This window comes from Enterobacter cloacae complex sp. IR5412, from assembly GCF_049237385.1.
Lineage (GTDB): Bacteria > Pseudomonadota > Gammaproteobacteria > Enterobacterales > Enterobacteriaceae > Enterobacter > Enterobacter intestinihominis.
Genome location: NZ_JBMKHQ010000003.1, coordinates 278,312 through 293,665, shown reverse-complemented (window position 1 = coordinate 293,665; position 15,354 = coordinate 278,312). Strand labels below are relative to the sequence as shown.

15 protein-coding genes are annotated in these 15,354 nt (G+C 55.9%); 7 read left to right on the top strand and 8 right to left on the bottom strand.

From position 1 onward, the window contains the following. The first annotated feature begins 126 nt into the window (after positions 1-126). From ACOTX2_RS07680 to ACOTX2_RS07665, 4 genes are all read left to right on the top strand, one after another. Positions 127-654 (top strand): GNAT family N-acetyltransferase, encoded by a 528-nt coding sequence (locus tag ACOTX2_RS07680; protein ID WP_022648161.1) that lies wholly within the window; start codon positions 127-129, stop codon positions 652-654. 111 nt (positions 655-765) lie between these two features. Then, entirely contained in the window at positions 766-1,650 is an 885-nt protein-coding gene (locus tag ACOTX2_RS07675) for an SDR family oxidoreductase (protein WP_022648162.1), read from the top strand. A gap of 107 nt (positions 1,651-1,757) precedes the next feature. Continuing rightward, positions 1,758-2,735 (top strand): MBL fold metallo-hydrolase, encoded by a 978-nt coding sequence (locus tag ACOTX2_RS07670; RefSeq protein WP_100148799.1) that lies wholly within the window; start codon positions 1,758-1,760, stop codon positions 2,733-2,735. A 1-nt stretch (position 2,736) separates the two neighbouring features. Beyond that, positions 2,737-3,645, top strand: coding sequence for a LysR family transcriptional regulator (locus ACOTX2_RS07665; RefSeq protein ID WP_022648164.1), 909 nt, complete (start codon positions 2,737-2,739; stop codon positions 3,643-3,645). On the opposite strand, the gene ACOTX2_RS07660 is transcribed toward ACOTX2_RS07665, so the two are convergent. After that, complete coding sequence (locus ACOTX2_RS07660; protein WP_063147308.1) at positions 3,636-4,520, bottom strand: LysR substrate-binding domain-containing protein; 885 nt, start codon at positions 4,518-4,520, stop codon at positions 3,636-3,638. The two genes, ACOTX2_RS07665 and ACOTX2_RS07660, sit on opposite strands and share 10 nt — an antisense overlap. Before the next feature lie 111 nt (positions 4,521-4,631). On the opposite strand from ACOTX2_RS07660, the gene ACOTX2_RS07655 reads away from it, so the two are divergent. The 3 genes from ACOTX2_RS07655 (at position 4,632) to ACOTX2_RS07645 (ending at position 7,827) form a co-directional block, all read left to right on the top strand. After that, positions 4,632-6,113, top strand: coding sequence for a UbiD family decarboxylase (locus ACOTX2_RS07655; RefSeq protein ID WP_063147307.1), 1,482 nt, complete (start codon positions 4,632-4,634; stop codon positions 6,111-6,113). A 129-nt stretch (positions 6,114-6,242) separates the two neighbouring features. Beyond that, the gene (locus ACOTX2_RS07650; protein ID WP_022648167.1) at positions 6,243-6,530 is read left to right on the top strand and encodes a VF530 family DNA-binding protein; all 288 of its coding nucleotides are present in this window, start codon (positions 6,243-6,245) and stop codon (positions 6,528-6,530) included. 7 nt (positions 6,531-6,537) lie between these two features. Then, positions 6,538-7,827 (top strand): glycoside hydrolase family 10 protein, encoded by a 1,290-nt coding sequence (locus tag ACOTX2_RS07645; protein ID WP_063147306.1) that lies wholly within the window; start codon positions 6,538-6,540, stop codon positions 7,825-7,827. A 37-nt stretch (positions 7,828-7,864) separates the two neighbouring features. Here the strand turns inward: ACOTX2_RS07645 and dsbG are convergent, their stop codons facing one another. The 7 genes from dsbG to ACOTX2_RS07610 all read right to left on the bottom strand — a co-directional run bounded on the left by dsbG (position 7,865) and on the right by ACOTX2_RS07610 (position 15,318). Next, positions 7,865-8,641 carry a thiol:disulfide interchange protein DsbG gene (gene dsbG / locus ACOTX2_RS07640; RefSeq protein ID WP_063147305.1) on the bottom strand — a complete coding sequence of 259 codons (777 nt, stop codon included), beginning with the start codon at positions 8,639-8,641 and terminating at the stop codon, positions 7,865-7,867. Between the two features lie 41 nt (positions 8,642-8,682). Continuing rightward, positions 8,683-9,240, bottom strand: a complete 558-nt coding sequence (locus ACOTX2_RS07635; RefSeq protein WP_180240181.1) for an RNA polymerase sigma factor — start codon at positions 9,238-9,240, stop codon at positions 8,683-8,685. A gap of 5 nt (positions 9,241-9,245) precedes the next feature. Continuing rightward, a complete protein-coding gene (locus ACOTX2_RS07630; RefSeq protein WP_022648171.1) occupies positions 9,246-9,659 on the bottom strand; it encodes a hypothetical protein in 414 nt (137 codons plus the stop codon). Positions 9,660-9,850: 191 nt separating this feature from the next. After that, positions 9,851-11,401, bottom strand: coding sequence for a methyl-accepting chemotaxis protein (locus ACOTX2_RS07625; protein WP_063147304.1), 1,551 nt, complete (start codon positions 11,399-11,401; stop codon positions 9,851-9,853). A gap of 95 nt (positions 11,402-11,496) precedes the next feature. Then, positions 11,497-12,513, bottom strand: coding sequence for a LacI family DNA-binding transcriptional regulator (locus ACOTX2_RS07620; RefSeq protein WP_017693400.1), 1,017 nt, complete (start codon positions 12,511-12,513; stop codon positions 11,497-11,499). Positions 12,514-12,541: 28 nt separating this feature from the next. Continuing rightward, positions 12,542-13,948, bottom strand: coding sequence for a sucrose-6-phosphate hydrolase (locus ACOTX2_RS07615; RefSeq protein ID WP_063147303.1), 1,407 nt, complete (start codon positions 13,946-13,948; stop codon positions 12,542-12,544). Then, positions 13,948-15,318 (bottom strand): sucrose-specific PTS transporter subunit IIBC, encoded by a 1,371-nt coding sequence (locus ACOTX2_RS07610; RefSeq protein WP_063147302.1) that lies wholly within the window; start codon positions 15,316-15,318, stop codon positions 13,948-13,950. The genes ACOTX2_RS07615 and ACOTX2_RS07610 overlap by 1 nt, the downstream gene beginning before the upstream one ends. Positions 15,319-15,354 lie beyond the last annotated feature (36 nt).

Here is a 15,354-nt window from a genome sequence, read left to right as displayed (position 1 = left end):
GTCCTCGAATGACCACATTTTACGCGGAACGAAATACAAGCTTAGACCAGGATGAACAGAGTGTTATGCCAGCAGGGTATGCCGCTTCGTCTATTATCTATTTATAACTCCCACTTAAGGAATACTATGCATATTCGAAAAGGATTAAGCACCGACCTCGCCCGTCTTGAATGTTGTGATTTTTCTTTTACGGTCGATGAGATTGCCAGAGAGCCTTTTCTCAATGGTGATTTGCATATCGAGGCGCTAACCGATCCTTATCATAAAACCTATGAACTAGATCTCCAGACGCTGGAAAATCATTGCGTTAATCCCGATTCAATATTTCTTATCGCCGAAACGGATGACGGTGAAATCGCCGGTTTTATTACCGCGTCCTGCAACTGGAATAAATTTATTTCGGTGGATTACATTGCCGTGGAGCGTTCAAAACGCCGAACGGGCGCGGCGCACAAGCTGATGTCTGCCACCCACGTCTGGGCGCGAAGCCTCAATGCGCCCGGCTTACGGCTGGAGACGCAGAACGTTAATGTTTCTGCCTGCCTTTTCTATCGTCACTATGGGTTTATTCTGGGCGGTTACGATCGTTACCTTTACAACGCCCTGCCGGAAAAAGATGAGGTCGCCCTTTTCTGGTATTACATGCTGGCTTGAGAAAATATTTTATATCCGCCACTGGAATATAGATTTGTCTGAATTTGTCAATTTTGCCCGCTTACGTTTAATTAACGACTAATCTTGGAATTCACTATTAAGGAGGCCGGTATGTCTACAGGAAATAATCACACGCTGCATTACCCTCGTCCACCGTTTGCAGAACAACCGCAAAGGGCTCCCGGGCTGGCATCGGAAATGAAGCCAATACCGGATCATGGTGAAACAAGTTATATCGGGTCAGGAAAACTGGCAGGAAAAAAAGCGCTGATTACCGGCGGTGATTCCGGCATTGGTCGCGCGGTAGCCATCGCCTATGCCCGTGAAGGTGCAGATGTCGCTATTGGCTATCTGCCGGAAGAGGAGTCCGATGCGGCATCGGTCATTGCGCTGATTCAGGCCGAAGGCCGTAAAGCGGTCGCCATTCCCGGCGACATTCGCGTGGAGTCCTTCTGCGACACGCTGGTGGAAAAAGCCGTTGCCGAACTGGGCGGCCTGGATATCCTGGTGAATAACGCCGGACGCCAGCAGTACTGTGAATCTATCGACGATCTCACCACGGCAGATTTTGACGCGACGTTTAAGACCAACGTCTATGCCCCCTTCTGGATCACCAAAGCTGCGCTGCGCCATTTGCAGGAAGGTGCCGTGATCATCAACACCACTTCCGTTCAGGCGTTTAAACCGAGCGCGATCCTGGTGGACTATGCGCAAACCAAAGCCTGTAACGTGGCCTTTACCAAGTCTCTGGCCCAGCAGCTTGGGCCGCGTGGCATTCGGGTGAATGCCGTCGCGCCAGGTCCATACTGGACGCCTCTTCAGTCCAGCGGCGGTCAGCCTCAGTCTAAAGTTCAGAAGTTCGGGGAAGATACGCCCCTGGGGAGACCGGGTCAGCCGGTTGAAATCGCACCGCTGTATGTGCTGTTTGCCTCCGATTCCTGCTCATACGCTTCCGGGCAAGTGTGGTGCTCTGACGGCGGTACCGGCGTGCTGTAAAGCATCCTCTCAGACCTATCCATTTCATGGATAGGTCACATTCACTCCCCTGCTGTTCTCAAAAATCGCAGTTGAACTATGATGAACTTACTATTAAGGAGCCCATCATGTTTACTGTGAAAAAACTTGCGATATCAACCCTGTTGACCGGTTCAGTTTTATTCTTTCCAGCGATCCACGCGGTGGCCAGCGTTCCGCAGCATGTGGTGAAACAGCAGGCTGGCGGCTACAGCGTTCAGGTTGGCGACACGATTATCACCGCCTTTACGGACGGCAGCGTGCCGCAGGATCTGCACGCCTTACTGCGCCGGACGACGGCGGAAAATACCGATGCGTTACTGGCCAAAAACTTCCAGGCCAATCCGGTGGAAGCATCGATTAACGCGTTTTATATCGCCTTGCCCGGTCACAAAATCCTGGTGGATACCGGTTCCGGTCAGCTCTTTGGCCCCGGCAAAGGCGGGCGGCTGATTGAAAGCCTGGCGACCCAGGGCATCAAACCCGAAGATATTACCGATGTTCTAATCACCCATGCGCACTCCGATCACGCCGGTGGTCTGGTCAAAGACGGTCAGCGCGTGTTTACCCACGCGCAGGTCTATGTCGGCAAACCGGATATCGATTTCTTCTTTAACGACGCGAACCAGAAAAAGTCTGGCTATGACCAGAACTACTTCGATGTCGCGCACAAGACATTAAAGCCTTATCTGGATGCCGGAAAAATGAAGACTTTCTCAGGCACCGAACAGCTTCTGCCGGGCATCAGCGGTACGGTTCACCCGGGCCACACCCCAGGTTCCGCGTTTTACACGCTGGAGAGCAAAGGTGAAAAAATTACCTTTGTCGGCGACATCATCCACGTCGCCGCAGTTCAGTTCCCGCAGCCCAACGTGACGATTGCTTACGATGAGGATCAGGACGGCGCCGCCCGGGTGCGCAACGCAGCTTTCGCTGAGTTTGTGAAAAACAAAGATCTGATTGCGGCGCCACATCTGCCTTTCCCCGGGATCGGCTATGTGACGAAAGGTGAGCGGGAAGGCTACGCGTGGGTCCCGGTGACCTATACCAACCGTGACGCAAAATAAGATGTCCCCCTCCGATATGGATATGGACCTGATCCTGACGCTGGATGCGTTACTCAGGGACCAGAATATCACCCATGCGGCCGCGCGGCTGGGCATCAGCCAGCCAGCAATGTCTGCCCGCCTGGCACGCCTGCGCGTGTTGTTTGGTGAGCCGCTGTTTGTCCCTTCCCCACACGGACGTGGGGTGTTACCAACGCCGCGCGCCGAAGTGTTAAGGCCGCAGGTCGCGACGGTTTTGCAGGGCATAGCGGCGATGCTTGAACCCACCACGTTCAACGCGCAGAACAGCAACCGCACCTTTGTTATTGCCCTGCACGAAAACCCGGCGCTAATGCTGGGGGCAGAGTTGCAGAATCAGATTAGCAGTGCGGCACCAGGTATCCGCCTGCGTTTTGCGCTCCCGGAAACCCAGCTGCTGTCAGCGCAGATGGAAAATGGCGATGTGGATATTTATATCGGCGTTAACGCGGGGGCGCACGATGCATGGGTCAGACGCAAACTGTTTGACGATGAATATGCCACAGCCCAGCGGAAAGGCCATCCGCGCGGTACGGGGCCGGTGGATCTGGAAAGCTATTGTAGTCTTTCACACCTGGTGGTTTCATCCGAGGGCGACCCGTTCGCGGGCTTTGTCGATCAGCATCTGGCGGGGCTTGGCCACCAGCGTAACGTGGTGATGTCGACGCAAAGCTATGCGATGGCGCCTGCGATTGTTGCCGGTACCGATTTACTCTGCACCCTACCCAGGCGCATGTTGCTACGCTTTACGCAAACGCTTGATATTTTTCCGCCGCCGCTGGATCTCCCGCCGATCGTCATCGGTATGTACTGGCACCCGAAAAACAGTCAGGATCCGGCTAATCGCTGGCTACGTGAACAGCTTCTTCAGGCCGCCGGACGTCAGGTATGATCGAGGATACTCATCAATTTTTTCAGCACCTCAGAGCGAATAATCCGGTGGCAAACCAGCGTCAGCTCGCTCTCCCGGAGTCGGTCAAGAATATCCACAAAGACGACGTTTTGTACGCATATCGCCTTCGCTGAGGCGGGCAGCATGGCGATACCAAACCCTGCCGAGACAAGGCTTATCACCGTGGGGACATCGGTGGCATTTTGCACAACGTCAGGCTGTAAGCCCGCGCTGTGGCAGGCATCATAGAAATATTGCTCCAGCCCCATCCCCTCCGGGTCGCGCAGGGCGATCCACTTCTCCTCTTTCACCGACGCAAGCGTCAGCGCGGCGGAGCCCGCCAGACTGTGTTGACGAGGTAAGGCCAGCACGGCTTTTTCCGTTGTGAAAGGACGACTTTGAAGATCGTCAGGCAGCAGCGGTAACGGGGCACGAATAATGGCCACATCCAGCTGGTTGCTTTGCACGCCGGTATAAAGTGTTTGCACGTTTCCCGTCATCATGGAAAGGCTGATGGCTGGCCATTTCTCATGTAAAAGCCGCAGCGCGTCGGGCAGCTTACTGTCGAATATCGCGCTTGAAACGCATCCGAGATTCAGCACGCCCTGTTCCCCTCTGGCCGTCTGTCTGGCATCCAGAATCGCCTGATCGGTCATAAAAATCGCCACTCTGGCTTTACTGAGAAACGCCTCACCGGCTGGCGTCAGCGTCAGGCGACGATTCGCCCGGCTAAAGAGCACTACCCCCAGACGATCTTCAAGCGTTTTGATTTGCTGGCTTAGTGCCGGTTGCGCCATGTTAAGGCGCTCCGCCGCACGATGCATGTGAAGCTCTTCCGCCACCACGATAAAATTGCGCATCAGTCGAAACTTCATACTGTGCCTTCATTATTGATAATAAAATTCATATTAAAATAGCATGAATGATGCAATTGATAGCCTTCTTCGTCCGGTTAAGAATGGATGCAATCATCCGAGGGGGAAAATATGGAAAACCACATCAACGATCTCAGAAGTGCTATCGAACTGCTTAAACGCCATGAAGGTCAATACCTTGAAACCAGCCATCCGGTCGATCCTGACGCGGAGCTGGCGGGTGTGTACCGGCACATTGGTGCTGGCGGCACGGTAAAACGTCCGACGCGCATCGGCCCGGCCATGATGTTTAACGCTATTAAGGGGTATCCCGACTCCCGTATTCTGGTCGGTATGCACGCCAGCCGCGAGCGGGCGGCGCTCCTGTTGGGCTGCGAGCCCTCTGAACTGGCAAAACATGTCGGCCAGGCGGTGAAAAACCCGATTGCTCCCGTTGTGGTCCCGGCGGACCAGGCGCCGTGTCAGGAGCAGGTGTTTTATGCCGACGATCCGGACTTCGATCTGCGTAAATTGCTTCCGGCACCGACCAACACGCCGATAGATGCCGGTCCGTTCTTCTGTCTGGGGCTGGTGCTGGCAAGCGATCCGGAAGACGCCTCGCTGACCGATGTCACTATTCACCGTCTTTGCGTTCAGGAGCGCGATGAGCTCTCCATGTTCCTTGCCGCGGGCCGCCATATTGAAGTGTTCCGTAAGAAAGCCGAAGAGGCGGGCAAACCCTTGCCGGTCACGATCAATATGGGTCTCGATCCCGCTATCTATATTGGCGCTTGTTTCGAAGCCCCTACTACGCCCTTCGGCTACAACGAGCTGGGTGTCGCCGGCGCGTTACGTCAGGCCCCCGTCGAGCTGGTGCAGGGTGTGGCCGTACAGGAAAAAGCGATTGCGCGTGCGGAAATAATCATCGAAGGCGAACTGCTGCCGGGCGTGCGCGTAGAAGAAGATCAGCATACCCACACCGGGCACGCGATGCCGGAATTTCCCGGCTACTGCGGGGAGGCTAACCCCTCCTTACCGGTAATCAAAGTGAAGGCCGTCACGATGCGTCATCAGGCGATCCTGCAAACCCTGGTAGGACCGGGCGAAGAGCACACCACGCTGGCCGGTTTGCCAACGGAGGCCAGCATCCGGAATGCGGTGGAAGAAGCCATCCCCGGTTTCCTGCAAAACGTCTATGCGCATACCGCTGGCGGGGGCAAATTCCTTGGGGTATTGCAGGTTAAAAAACGCCAGCCTTCTGACGAAGGGCGTCAGGGTCAGGCGGCCCTCATCGCGTTAGCCACCTATTCCGAGCTTAAAAATATTATTCTCGTCGACGAAGACGTGGATATTTTCGACAGCGACGACATTTTGTGGGCGATGACGACCCGTATGCAGGGCGATGTCAGTATCACCCATCTGCCGGGGATCCGCGGTCACCAGCTCGATCCGTCTCAGGCACCGGATTACAGTCCCTCCATTCGTGGCAACGGGATCACCTGCAAAACGATTTTCGACTGTACGGTGCCCTGGGCGCTGAAGTCCCGCTTTGAGCGTGCACCCTTTATGGAGGTAGACCCGACGCCGTGGGCACCTGAACTGTTTAAAAAATAGTATTAACCGGAAATCCTCTTCACCCTTTACGGGTGAAGAACCTCACGCTGAAATTGCCGCGTCCCCTGCTTTCTTGTAACCTTTGAGCGTTTATCACATCCCCATAAAAAATGAGACTACCGGACGCCTATGACAGCACCTATTTCCAACGATCCTTTGCATGGCGTAACGCTTGAAATGCAGGTTAACGCGCTGGTTGCGCGATATGGCTGGAATGAACTGGGCAACCGAATCAAAATCAACTGTTTTCGCAAGGACCCGAGTGTTAAATCGAGTCTGAAGTTCCTGCGCCGGACCCCATGGGCGCGGGCGGAAGTTGAAGCCCTCTACCTCGACTCCCTTCACGATGACGGTAACGAGGAACAGGACGAACCGGCGTTTAATCCCTGGACGGATGGCCGGACACCCAGGAGCTAACAAGCAAATGATGCGACACGTAAAACGGACTGGCGCGCTGCTTGGCTGCGCGCTTTTACTGGTAAGTTGCACTTCCAAACCACCCAAATCACTCGTTACCCCGCTGCCGCAGGCGAAACCTGTACAGCAGACTAACGAACCCATGCGCGGGATCTGGCTGGCGACCGTCTCCCGTCTCGACTGGCCCCCCGTGTCATCGGTGAATGGCCGCAGCGCGGACCAGCGTATCGCCCAGCAACAGAAGGCGCTGACGGACAAGCTCGATAAGCTGAAAAAGCTTGGGATCAACACCGTCTTCTTTCAGGTAAAACCGGACAGTACGGCGCTGTGGGCCTCTGAAATACTGCCGTGGTCAGATACCCTGACGGGGAGTATCGGGGAAGACCCTGGTTACGATCCGCTCCAGTTTATGCTGGATGAAGCGCACAAGCGCGGGATGAAGGTTCACGCCTGGTTCAACCCTTACCGCGTCTCCACCAACACGAAGCCGTCGACCATCGCGGCGCTTAACCGTACCTCGTCGCTTCATCCCTCCAGCGTCTACGTCCAGCATCCGGAGTGGATCCGCACCTCGGGGGATCGTTTTGTTCTCGACCCGGGCATTCCCGAGGTGCGGGACTGGATAACCCAGGTGGTGATGGAAGTGGTGAATCGCTACCCTGTCGACGGCGTTCAGTTCGATGACTATTTTTACACCGAGACGCCGGGCTCAACCCTGAACGATGCCTGGACCTTCAGGCGCTACGGCGAGGGATTTGCGTCGAAAGCTGACTGGCGTCGACACAATACGCAGCAGCTGATTGTGCAGGTATCAAGGGCGATCAAGCAGGCAAAGCCTGAGGTTGAATTTGGCGTCAGCCCGGCGGGTGTATGGCGCAACCGCTCCTTCGACCCGGCAGGATCGGACACGCGCGGTGCCGCAGCCTACGATGAATCCTACGCTGACACGCGTAAGTGGGTACAGCAGGGTTTACTGGATTACATTGCGCCGCAGATCTACTGGCCCTTCGCCCGCGACGCGGCACGATACGATGTGCTGACAAAATGGTGGGCTGACGTGGTGAAACCGACCCATACCCGCCTGTATATCGGGATCGCATTCTACAAAGTGGGCGCGCCTTCCAGAAACGAACCGGACTGGACGGTGAACGGCGGCGTACCGGAGCTGAAAAAACAGCTCGACCTCAACGATTCACTGCCAGACGTAAAAGGCACCATCCTGTTCCGTGAAGACTATCTTAACCAGCCGCAGACGCAGGAGGCCGTAAATTACCTCCGGGGGCGCTGGGGTAGTTGACTGACAAAAGGCAGAAACGTCCTGTTTCTGCTTTTTTTTACGGCTTCGGCCCGAACATCGCCTCAAGCTGTTTTGCGTCTGGCATGCCCACGACCTGCTGCAGTTCGTTTTGCTCATTCAGGTAATAAATAGCCGGTGTGGCATTCGCGCCGAGACTGTCCATAAGCGTCTGGTGATTTTGCAGGATCTCAACAGTTTCCCGTGAAGCCACCCCTTCAGGTTTAGGCAGCTTTTTACCGCCGGACAGCTCGTACTCTTTCCAGACCGACACCGGATCTTTGGCATTCAGGATCGCGGAGGCGTTACGCCCGCTGTTCGGGTTAAGAAACGCAACCAGCAGCGTGTTGAGCTGGACCTTGCCGGCCTTCACCCACGGCTGCGCTTCAGCCCAGAACTGCTTGCAGTACGGGCAGAACGGGTCGGCAAAAACAAAGACTTTGCGCGGGGCGCTCTCCGCGCCCTCTTTCAGCGGATGCGCCGCATTGAGCTTTTTCCACATCTCGCGGCCCATCGGGGCGTAGATCTCTTTCTGGAAAAAGGCCTCGCTGAGGTTGGTTCCCTTCTCATCATACAGATAGCCAGACACCACGTGCTTTCCGTCAGGGGTCAGAAAGAGCGTCACGCCCATGTCCTGATACTGCCCCAGCCACGCTGGCGCGCCGCCGGGGGCATCAATTTTCTTAATGATTTTGATATCCTGCTGCTCACTGAAGTGCTTTACCACATCCGGAAGCGACTCCTCTGCCCTGACCAACCCTGAAACCAGCAGAGCAGAGAGTAACAGCATCTTTTTCTTTGCTAACAGTTGAAGCATAACGACCCCTCTAAGATATTGTTTTTCAGAGTGGTCGAACTTTATTGCCCTGTCAACGCTTCATAAATATCCTTGAGGCGACTACGCAAAAATCGCACGGCTTTGTGTTTGCGGGATAATAACGCCTGCACGCTGTCGCCCGTTTCCTCCGCCAGCGCCTTCATGGTGTATCCGTCAAATTCCGTTTTTTCAAACACCTCGCGCTGTGGTGGCGGCAGTTCCGACAGGGCTTGCCCCAACTCTTCCCACAGCAGCATGTTGAGATACTCCTCCTCCGGGGTTTGCGGTACGCCGAATAACGTTTCTGCAATCTCCTGCTCCGGAAAGTCCTCGTCATCTGCCGTCAGGTACCCCGGCAGTGAAACCTCATGCTTTTTTCGCGCCCGGTCGATCATCTCATTCCGCGCGGCGCGAAACAGCCAGGCGGCGACGTTCTCCACCGGTTGTTCCACTTTCATCAACTGCCAGGTCACTTCCTGAAGAATATCATCGACATCATCACGAACCGCAGTCCGTCCGCGAATGAAGGCTTTTAGCCGTGCGCGGCAGGCATTGAGTGCCGAGATCAGTAATGATTCCCCCGCGTCACCGGCTTTCATATCGCTCACTCGACTTCCGGCGCTTTCGCAGCGTTATCATCTCGCTTCTCATCCCGGTCATCGTGCCACCGGCAATGACCATGACGCCCAAATCCTGCCCGACGCTGCTGAATGAAGGCCTCACGTTGTTCGGGGGTCATATTCATCCATTGTGCGTGCATACGACGGTGTGCACCGAACCTGCCTGGACGAAAACCCAGCCCACCGAAAAGAATGCGGCTCAGCAGCAGGATCCCCAGCGCCTGCCAGAAGCCAATGGCTTTAACCCCCAGGATGGCCGGGAGTAACGCGTTCCACAGGGACATGACCAGCAGGCCAAGCACCACGAACAGGACTGCGCCTATCACGATGCCCTTGTACATACGATGGCGGCCCAAACCACGTCCGTGACCTTTTCCGTGCATATCAAAATTTCTCATGTGTACCTCGTTTATGTTGAATGATTATGGTCTCTGATGAGGTAGACGGATGAGGAACAGAAATATTGCCGGGGAAAGATAAAATTTATGTGATAGCGGCTTTGTACGGATAACAGTAATGGCTGAAGGAGATTGTGCAGCGGCTGAATGCAGACATTAAAAAGGCTCCAACAGGAGCCTTCCTCATTTAATCACGCAATTGCCGGCAGACGAAAACTCGAAATACTCTGCGACAGCTGCTGCGCCTGCTCCTCGAGCGAGGCCGCGGCTGCGGCGGATTGCTGCACCAGCGCCGCGTTCTGCTGGGTCACACCGTCCATCTCCGTTACGGCCTGCCCAACCTGACCAATTCCACGGCTCTGCTCTTCTGAGGCAACCGAAATCTGTTCCATCAGCGTATGCACTTTATTCACAGAGCTGATAATAGAATCAATCACCTCTCCCGAACGATTCACCAGTTCCGCACCGTTTTTCACGCTGGAAACAGACTGGGCGATAAGGCTTTCGATATCCTTCGCCGCCACCGCGCTTTTCTGGGCCAGGGTGCGCACTTCACTTGCCACCACGGCAAATCCTCGCCCCTGCGTACCGGCACGCGCCGCTTCAACGGCCGCGTTCAGCGCCAGAATATTAGTCTGGAAAGCAATACTGTTGATGACACTGGTGATGTCCTCAATACGCTTCGAGTTGGACGCGATAGTATTCATCGTTTCGATGACTTCACGGGTTACCGCTTCACCGGTATGGGCATTTTTCACGGCATCCTGCACCAGCTTACCGGCCTGGAACACGTTATCGGTGTTATTCGCCACCGTCGCGCTCAGCTCTTCCATGCTGGCGGCCGTCTGGGTCAGGGCAGAAGCCTGTTGCTCGGTACGGGAGGCCAGGTCGATATTGCCGGAGGCAATTTCCTGCGCCGCATGCGTTACGGTGTGGCTGGCATCGCGCACCTGACAAATGGTGGAGAGCAGCGCCTGGCGCATCTGCTCCATCGAGGACATCAGGTGATCGATTTCATTCCCGGAATCACGCTTGATCGGTACCGGTACGTCCAGCTTCCCGGCCGCAATCTGTCGACAGTGCTCGCGCGCCAGGTTCACTGGCGCAAAGACCACGCGTTTCATCAGCAGGCTGACGACGAGGATCACCACCACGAACAGCACCGCAATGCAGGCGATAATAACCAGACCCGACACAAAATTATGGCTCGCATCCTCGTTCAGCGTTTTGGCGTACTTCTGGTGAACGGAGAGAACCTGATCGAGCACAATTTCATATTGGCGATCGAGTTGAGACACCACGGGAATAAGAGCGTTGAACCGCGACACATCGTGAGCGGCGGCAGCGGCAATCAGCGGTGCCAGTCCCTGGTTACGGTAGTTTTGCCACGCCTGCTGGTAGGCAGTGACCAGCGGGGCTTCGTCCTGCAAACGCGGCGAGGCCATAAACGCCGAAAATGCACTATCGGCTTTGGTCAGCGCCTCTTTAACCGAGGCCAGTTTCGCAGACGAGTCGGTGGCGTCCCCCGCTTCCACCATTTTTACATACTCCATAACCCTGACGCGCAGGGTTCGGCTATGGTTAATGGGATCAATAATGGACAGGACCACCTGAATTTCTTTGTTCACATTATCCAGCGAAGTATTACTTTTAATGATGAGCCCAACGCTGGTGATGGTGCTGACCACAAAGAAGAAAAGCAGAGAAAACAGGATAATCAGGGATGATTTTTTCAACGACATAACACACCTCAGGGATTTAATTTCCCTTTGGTTATCGGCTGAATCCGATCTTTAATTAATTAAAGTTATTGATATATCCGTCAGACGTTACCCTGTCACTCCACGGCCTTGTATCGCCGTTGCAGTGTGGCATCCAGTTTACGCTGGATTGGCTCCGGCGTTTCCCCTTCAATCAGTTTGCCAATCAGATCAAAGCAGTGCCAGGCGAGCTGACGGTTATCCTGACGAACGGTATCGACAGGAATGGTCAGAGAATCATAGAGATAGTGATCGTCAAAGCTGGCCAGACGCATATCGCTTTGCAGCAGATTATGTTGCCCCATATAGCGCAACACCCCTTCCAGCAGACCGCAGGCGGCGGTAAAAAGGGCTTTTGGCGGGCGGCCCAGGCGCGCGCAAAGTTCGGCAAACATTTCGTAGCCGGAGCTCGGATGGTAATTACCATGAATAATCCACTCCGGACGTAACTCGACGCCAGCGTCACGCAGCCCCTGCTTAAACCCTTCCAGACGGTCACGCGTCGGGGAAAGCCGCGGCTGGCCGCCGAGGAAGTAGAACTCATCCGGATGCTGGCGCGCAATGTCGGCCACCAGCGTGGCGGTCGGGGTAATTGAATCGGTGAGGACCAGCGGCAGAGAACTGTCGTTCATATGACGGTCAAAGAGCACAACGGGCAACTGCTCGCTCAGCTTTTGATAATCCGCGTCGTTGAGCATGCTGGAGGCGACAATCAGCCCGTCCACCTGGCGGGCCACCATGTTATTGACCACCACCGTCTCCTGGCCCGGATTTTCATCGCTACAGGAGATCAGCAGCTGAACACCCGCCTCGCGGCAGAGGGTCTCCAGCTCATGAGAAAAAACGGCAAACCCGTAGTTGGTGATTTCCGGCACCACCAGACCAATGGTGTGGCTGCGGTTGTCCCGCAGCGAACGGGCGTGAATACTGGGCTGATAATGATGTTCTTTGGCAATCGCCAGCACACGCTCGCGTGTCTCCTCCGCCACCCGAAGCTCTTTGCTGCGGCCGTTCAGAACCAGACTGGCGGTGGCTTTTGATACCCCCGCCAGCTCCGCGATATCTTTAATGGTGACGCGTTTTGTTTTTCTCACAACGACTTAGATCCGGCTGCCAAAACCCCTATTCTATCATGCAGCTGCGCAGCGACCAGTAGCGTAATGTGATGTCGGACGCACCTTCGAAGCGAACCTGGGCCGGATGGTCAGGAAAATAGCGGCTGCTCATGACGCCTTCACCGTGATTGATGAAAATTTCGACGCTGGAACGGTCACACAGCACGCGTAAATGATGAACAGTGCCCTGCCAGTAGCGGGTCAACGTCTCTCCGGTTTCCAGGCTGGCGCGTTCCAGACGGATCCCCGCATCATCCATAATCAGCCGCAACGCGCCGGCAAAATCCACGTTTACGCACGATGCGCTCAGTTCGAACTCAAGACGCGTTCCCTCCAACACCGGGGCATCGCTGGCGCGTCCCTGCCAGTGATGTTCATCCTCGCGCAGCGTTTCCAGCTCACGGACCGGCGTTTGCCAGAGCTTACCGTCGCGGTAGCGCAGCTCGCGCGGACAGGTCATCTGGTGGATCCAGCCGTGCACCCGTGTAGGCTGGAGCATCTCTTCGCCGTCCGGCACGCCCATCCAGCCGATGAGGATGCGGCGGCCGTCTTCTGCCACCGTGGTTTGCGGCGCGTAAAATTCGAAACCGGCATCAAGCTCATGCAATTCGTCGTGCGCAAATGCAGGCGTTTGATAATCAAATGCCCCACTCATCCAGACGGCCGGATAGGTGTTGAGATAGCGATGCGGTTCGCGCGCCAGCCCCTGTGGGCAGCAGATCAAGACGTGTGTGCCATCAAGCGCAAACAGATCCGGGCACTCCCACATATAGCCCGCGTCCGTGAGTCCATTGACGCCGTGACCGGCGATTTCGCCGCAGGACGCCCAGGTGTGCAAATCGGCTGACGTAAACAGCAGCACCTTGCCGCGCTTATGCTGATCCTGCGCCCCGAGCACCATGTACCACTGCCCGTCATGGCGCCACACTTTCGGGTCGCGGACGTGCCCGGTATACCCGTCCGGCAGGGGCAACACCGGTCCCAGTTTGGCAAACGTGCCGTCGTCATTTTGCACCGCCAGACACTGCCAGGCGGTGCGGCCGCCATCGTCAAACTTAACGTTGCCGGTATAGCACAGGGTCAGCACGCCGTTGTTATCCACGGCGCTGCCGGAGTAACAGCCATTGCGGTCATACTCTTCGTCAGGCATCAGCGCCATTGGCTCGTGCTGCCAGTGCACCAGATCTGCTGAGCTCCAGTGCCCCCAGCACTTGTAGCGATGTTCACAGCCCAGCGGGTTCCACTGATAAAACAGATGGTAACGTCCGGCAAACCAGATAAAGCCGTTCGGATCGTTCATCAGCCCTGTCACCGGTGCGGGATGCCACTGCGGATAGTGGCTGTCCGCCAGCGCACGCGGCTGGCCTTGCATAACTGCCTGCAACACGGCAGGCCAGCGGGAAGGTAAGGTCATTATTCAGAGTCCGTTTTATATTTCAGCAGCAGAGAGACGGTGAACGCCACGCCAAAGGCAATCACCATGCCGATAATATAGTTGAGCAGCGAGCTGGCCTGAACGATCGCCATACCGGGAAGCGCCGTCAGCCCAACGGCGGTCATGTAGACATGCACCGACACTACCCAGGCACCGCCCGCTGCGCCACCGATCAGCGCCGCGATAAACGGCTTCACGAAACGCAGGTTGATGCCAAAAATTGCCGCTTCGGTGATGCCCAGCATCGCGGAAAACGCCGACGGTAAGGTAATGGCTTTGATTTTGGCATCACGGGTTTTGAACCACACCGCCAGACATGCCCCGCCCTGCGCCACGTTCGCCATCGCCCAGATCGGCAGCAGGAAGTTCACGCCAATCGACGGGTTACCCAGCAGTCCGGCCTCAATAGCGTGGAAGCTGTGGTGAATGCCGGTAATGACAATCACCGAATAGAGCCCACCAAACAACAGCCCGGCCAGCCAGCCCGCGTGGGCAATCAGGGTGCTAAGAATAAAGGAGATCCCGTCGCCCAGCGCGCGTCCCGCCGGGCCAATAATCAACAGCGCGATAAAGCCGGAGATAATGACGGTCAGGAACGGCGTCAGGATCAGATCTAACGCATCCGGGATCGCCCGGCGAAGCTGTTTTTCCACAATGCTCATAAACCACACCGCCAGCAGTACCGGGAAGACGGTTCCCTGATAGCCAATCATGGCGATTTCAAGACCGAAGAAGTTCATGGTGTGGAAGCCGGACGCTACGCCCCAGGCGTTGGTCAGCGCCGGATGAGTCAGGATGCCGCCGAGCGTTGCGCCCAGATACGGGTTGCCGCCAAACTCCCGCGCGCCGGTGAAGCCAATCAGGATCGGCAGAATAATAAACGCCGCCGAGCTGCACATATCCAGCATGATATAGAGCGCGTTATCCGGATTAACCCAGCCGTAGGTTTTAACCATCCCGAGCAGGCCCATCAGCAGACCCGAGGCCACGATCGCCGGAATAATCGGCACGAAGATGTTGGAGAGCAGACGCGCGATGCGCTGGAACGGGTTCAGCTTGCGGGCTGCAATATCCGCCGCTTCCGATTTACTGGACTCGCTAATCCCTGCCGCCTGAATAAACGCGGTGTAAACCTTATTCACCACCCCTGTGCCGAAGATCACCTGCATCTGCCCGGCATTTCGAAAACAGCCTTTCACGCCTTCAACCTTGCCGATAGCCTGCTGGTCGGCAAGCGCATCATCGACCAGCACCAGACGAAGGCGCGTGGCGCAATGTGCCGCGCTGGCAATGTTCTCTTTGCCACCGAGCAGCGGAATCAGCTCGCGCGCAATATGATTAAAATCCATAGATACCTCTTCCTGACCTCTTTTTATGATGTTCGA

Excerpts from the sequence above, each read along its gene's own strand:
- ACOTX2_RS07675 (WP_022648162.1), top strand. The coding sequence starts at position 766 with ATGTCTACAGGAAATAATCACACGCTGCATTACCCTCGTCCACCGTTT.
- ACOTX2_RS07645 (WP_063147306.1), top strand. The coding sequence starts at position 6,538 with ATGATGCGACACGTAAAACGGACTGGCGCGCTGCTTGGCTGCGCGCTT.
- dsbG (WP_063147305.1), bottom strand. The coding sequence starts at position 8,641 with ATGCTTCAACTGTTAGCAAAGAAAAAGATGCTGTTACTCTCTGCTCTG.
- ACOTX2_RS07650 (WP_022648167.1), top strand. The coding sequence starts at position 6,243 with ATGACAGCACCTATTTCCAACGATCCTTTGCATGGCGTAACGCTTGAA.
- ACOTX2_RS07610 (WP_063147302.1), bottom strand. The coding sequence starts at position 15,318 with ATGGATTTTAATCATATTGCGCGCGAGCTGATTCCGCTGCTCGGTGGC.
- ACOTX2_RS07660 (WP_063147308.1), bottom strand. The coding sequence starts at position 4,520 with ATGAAGTTTCGACTGATGCGCAATTTTATCGTGGTGGCGGAAGAGCTT.
- ACOTX2_RS07680 (WP_022648161.1), top strand. The coding sequence starts at position 127 with ATGCATATTCGAAAAGGATTAAGCACCGACCTCGCCCGTCTTGAATGT.
- ACOTX2_RS07630 (WP_022648171.1), bottom strand. The coding sequence starts at position 9,659 with ATGAGAAATTTTGATATGCACGGAAAAGGTCACGGACGTGGTTTGGGC.
- ACOTX2_RS07615 (WP_063147303.1), bottom strand. The coding sequence starts at position 13,948 with ATGACCTTACCTTCCCGCTGGCCTGCCGTGTTGCAGGCAGTTATGCAA.
- ACOTX2_RS07625 (WP_063147304.1), bottom strand. The coding sequence starts at position 11,401 with ATGTCGTTGAAAAAATCATCCCTGATTATCCTGTTTTCTCTGCTTTTC.
- ACOTX2_RS07670 (WP_100148799.1), top strand. The coding sequence starts at position 1,758 with ATGTTTACTGTGAAAAAACTTGCGATATCAACCCTGTTGACCGGTTCA.
- ACOTX2_RS07655 (WP_063147307.1), top strand. The coding sequence starts at position 4,632 with ATGGAAAACCACATCAACGATCTCAGAAGTGCTATCGAACTGCTTAAA.
- ACOTX2_RS07665 (WP_022648164.1), top strand. The coding sequence starts at position 2,737 with ATGTCCCCCTCCGATATGGATATGGACCTGATCCTGACGCTGGATGCG.
- ACOTX2_RS07635 (WP_180240181.1), bottom strand. The coding sequence starts at position 9,240 with ATGAAAGCCGGTGACGCGGGGGAATCATTACTGATCTCGGCACTCAAT.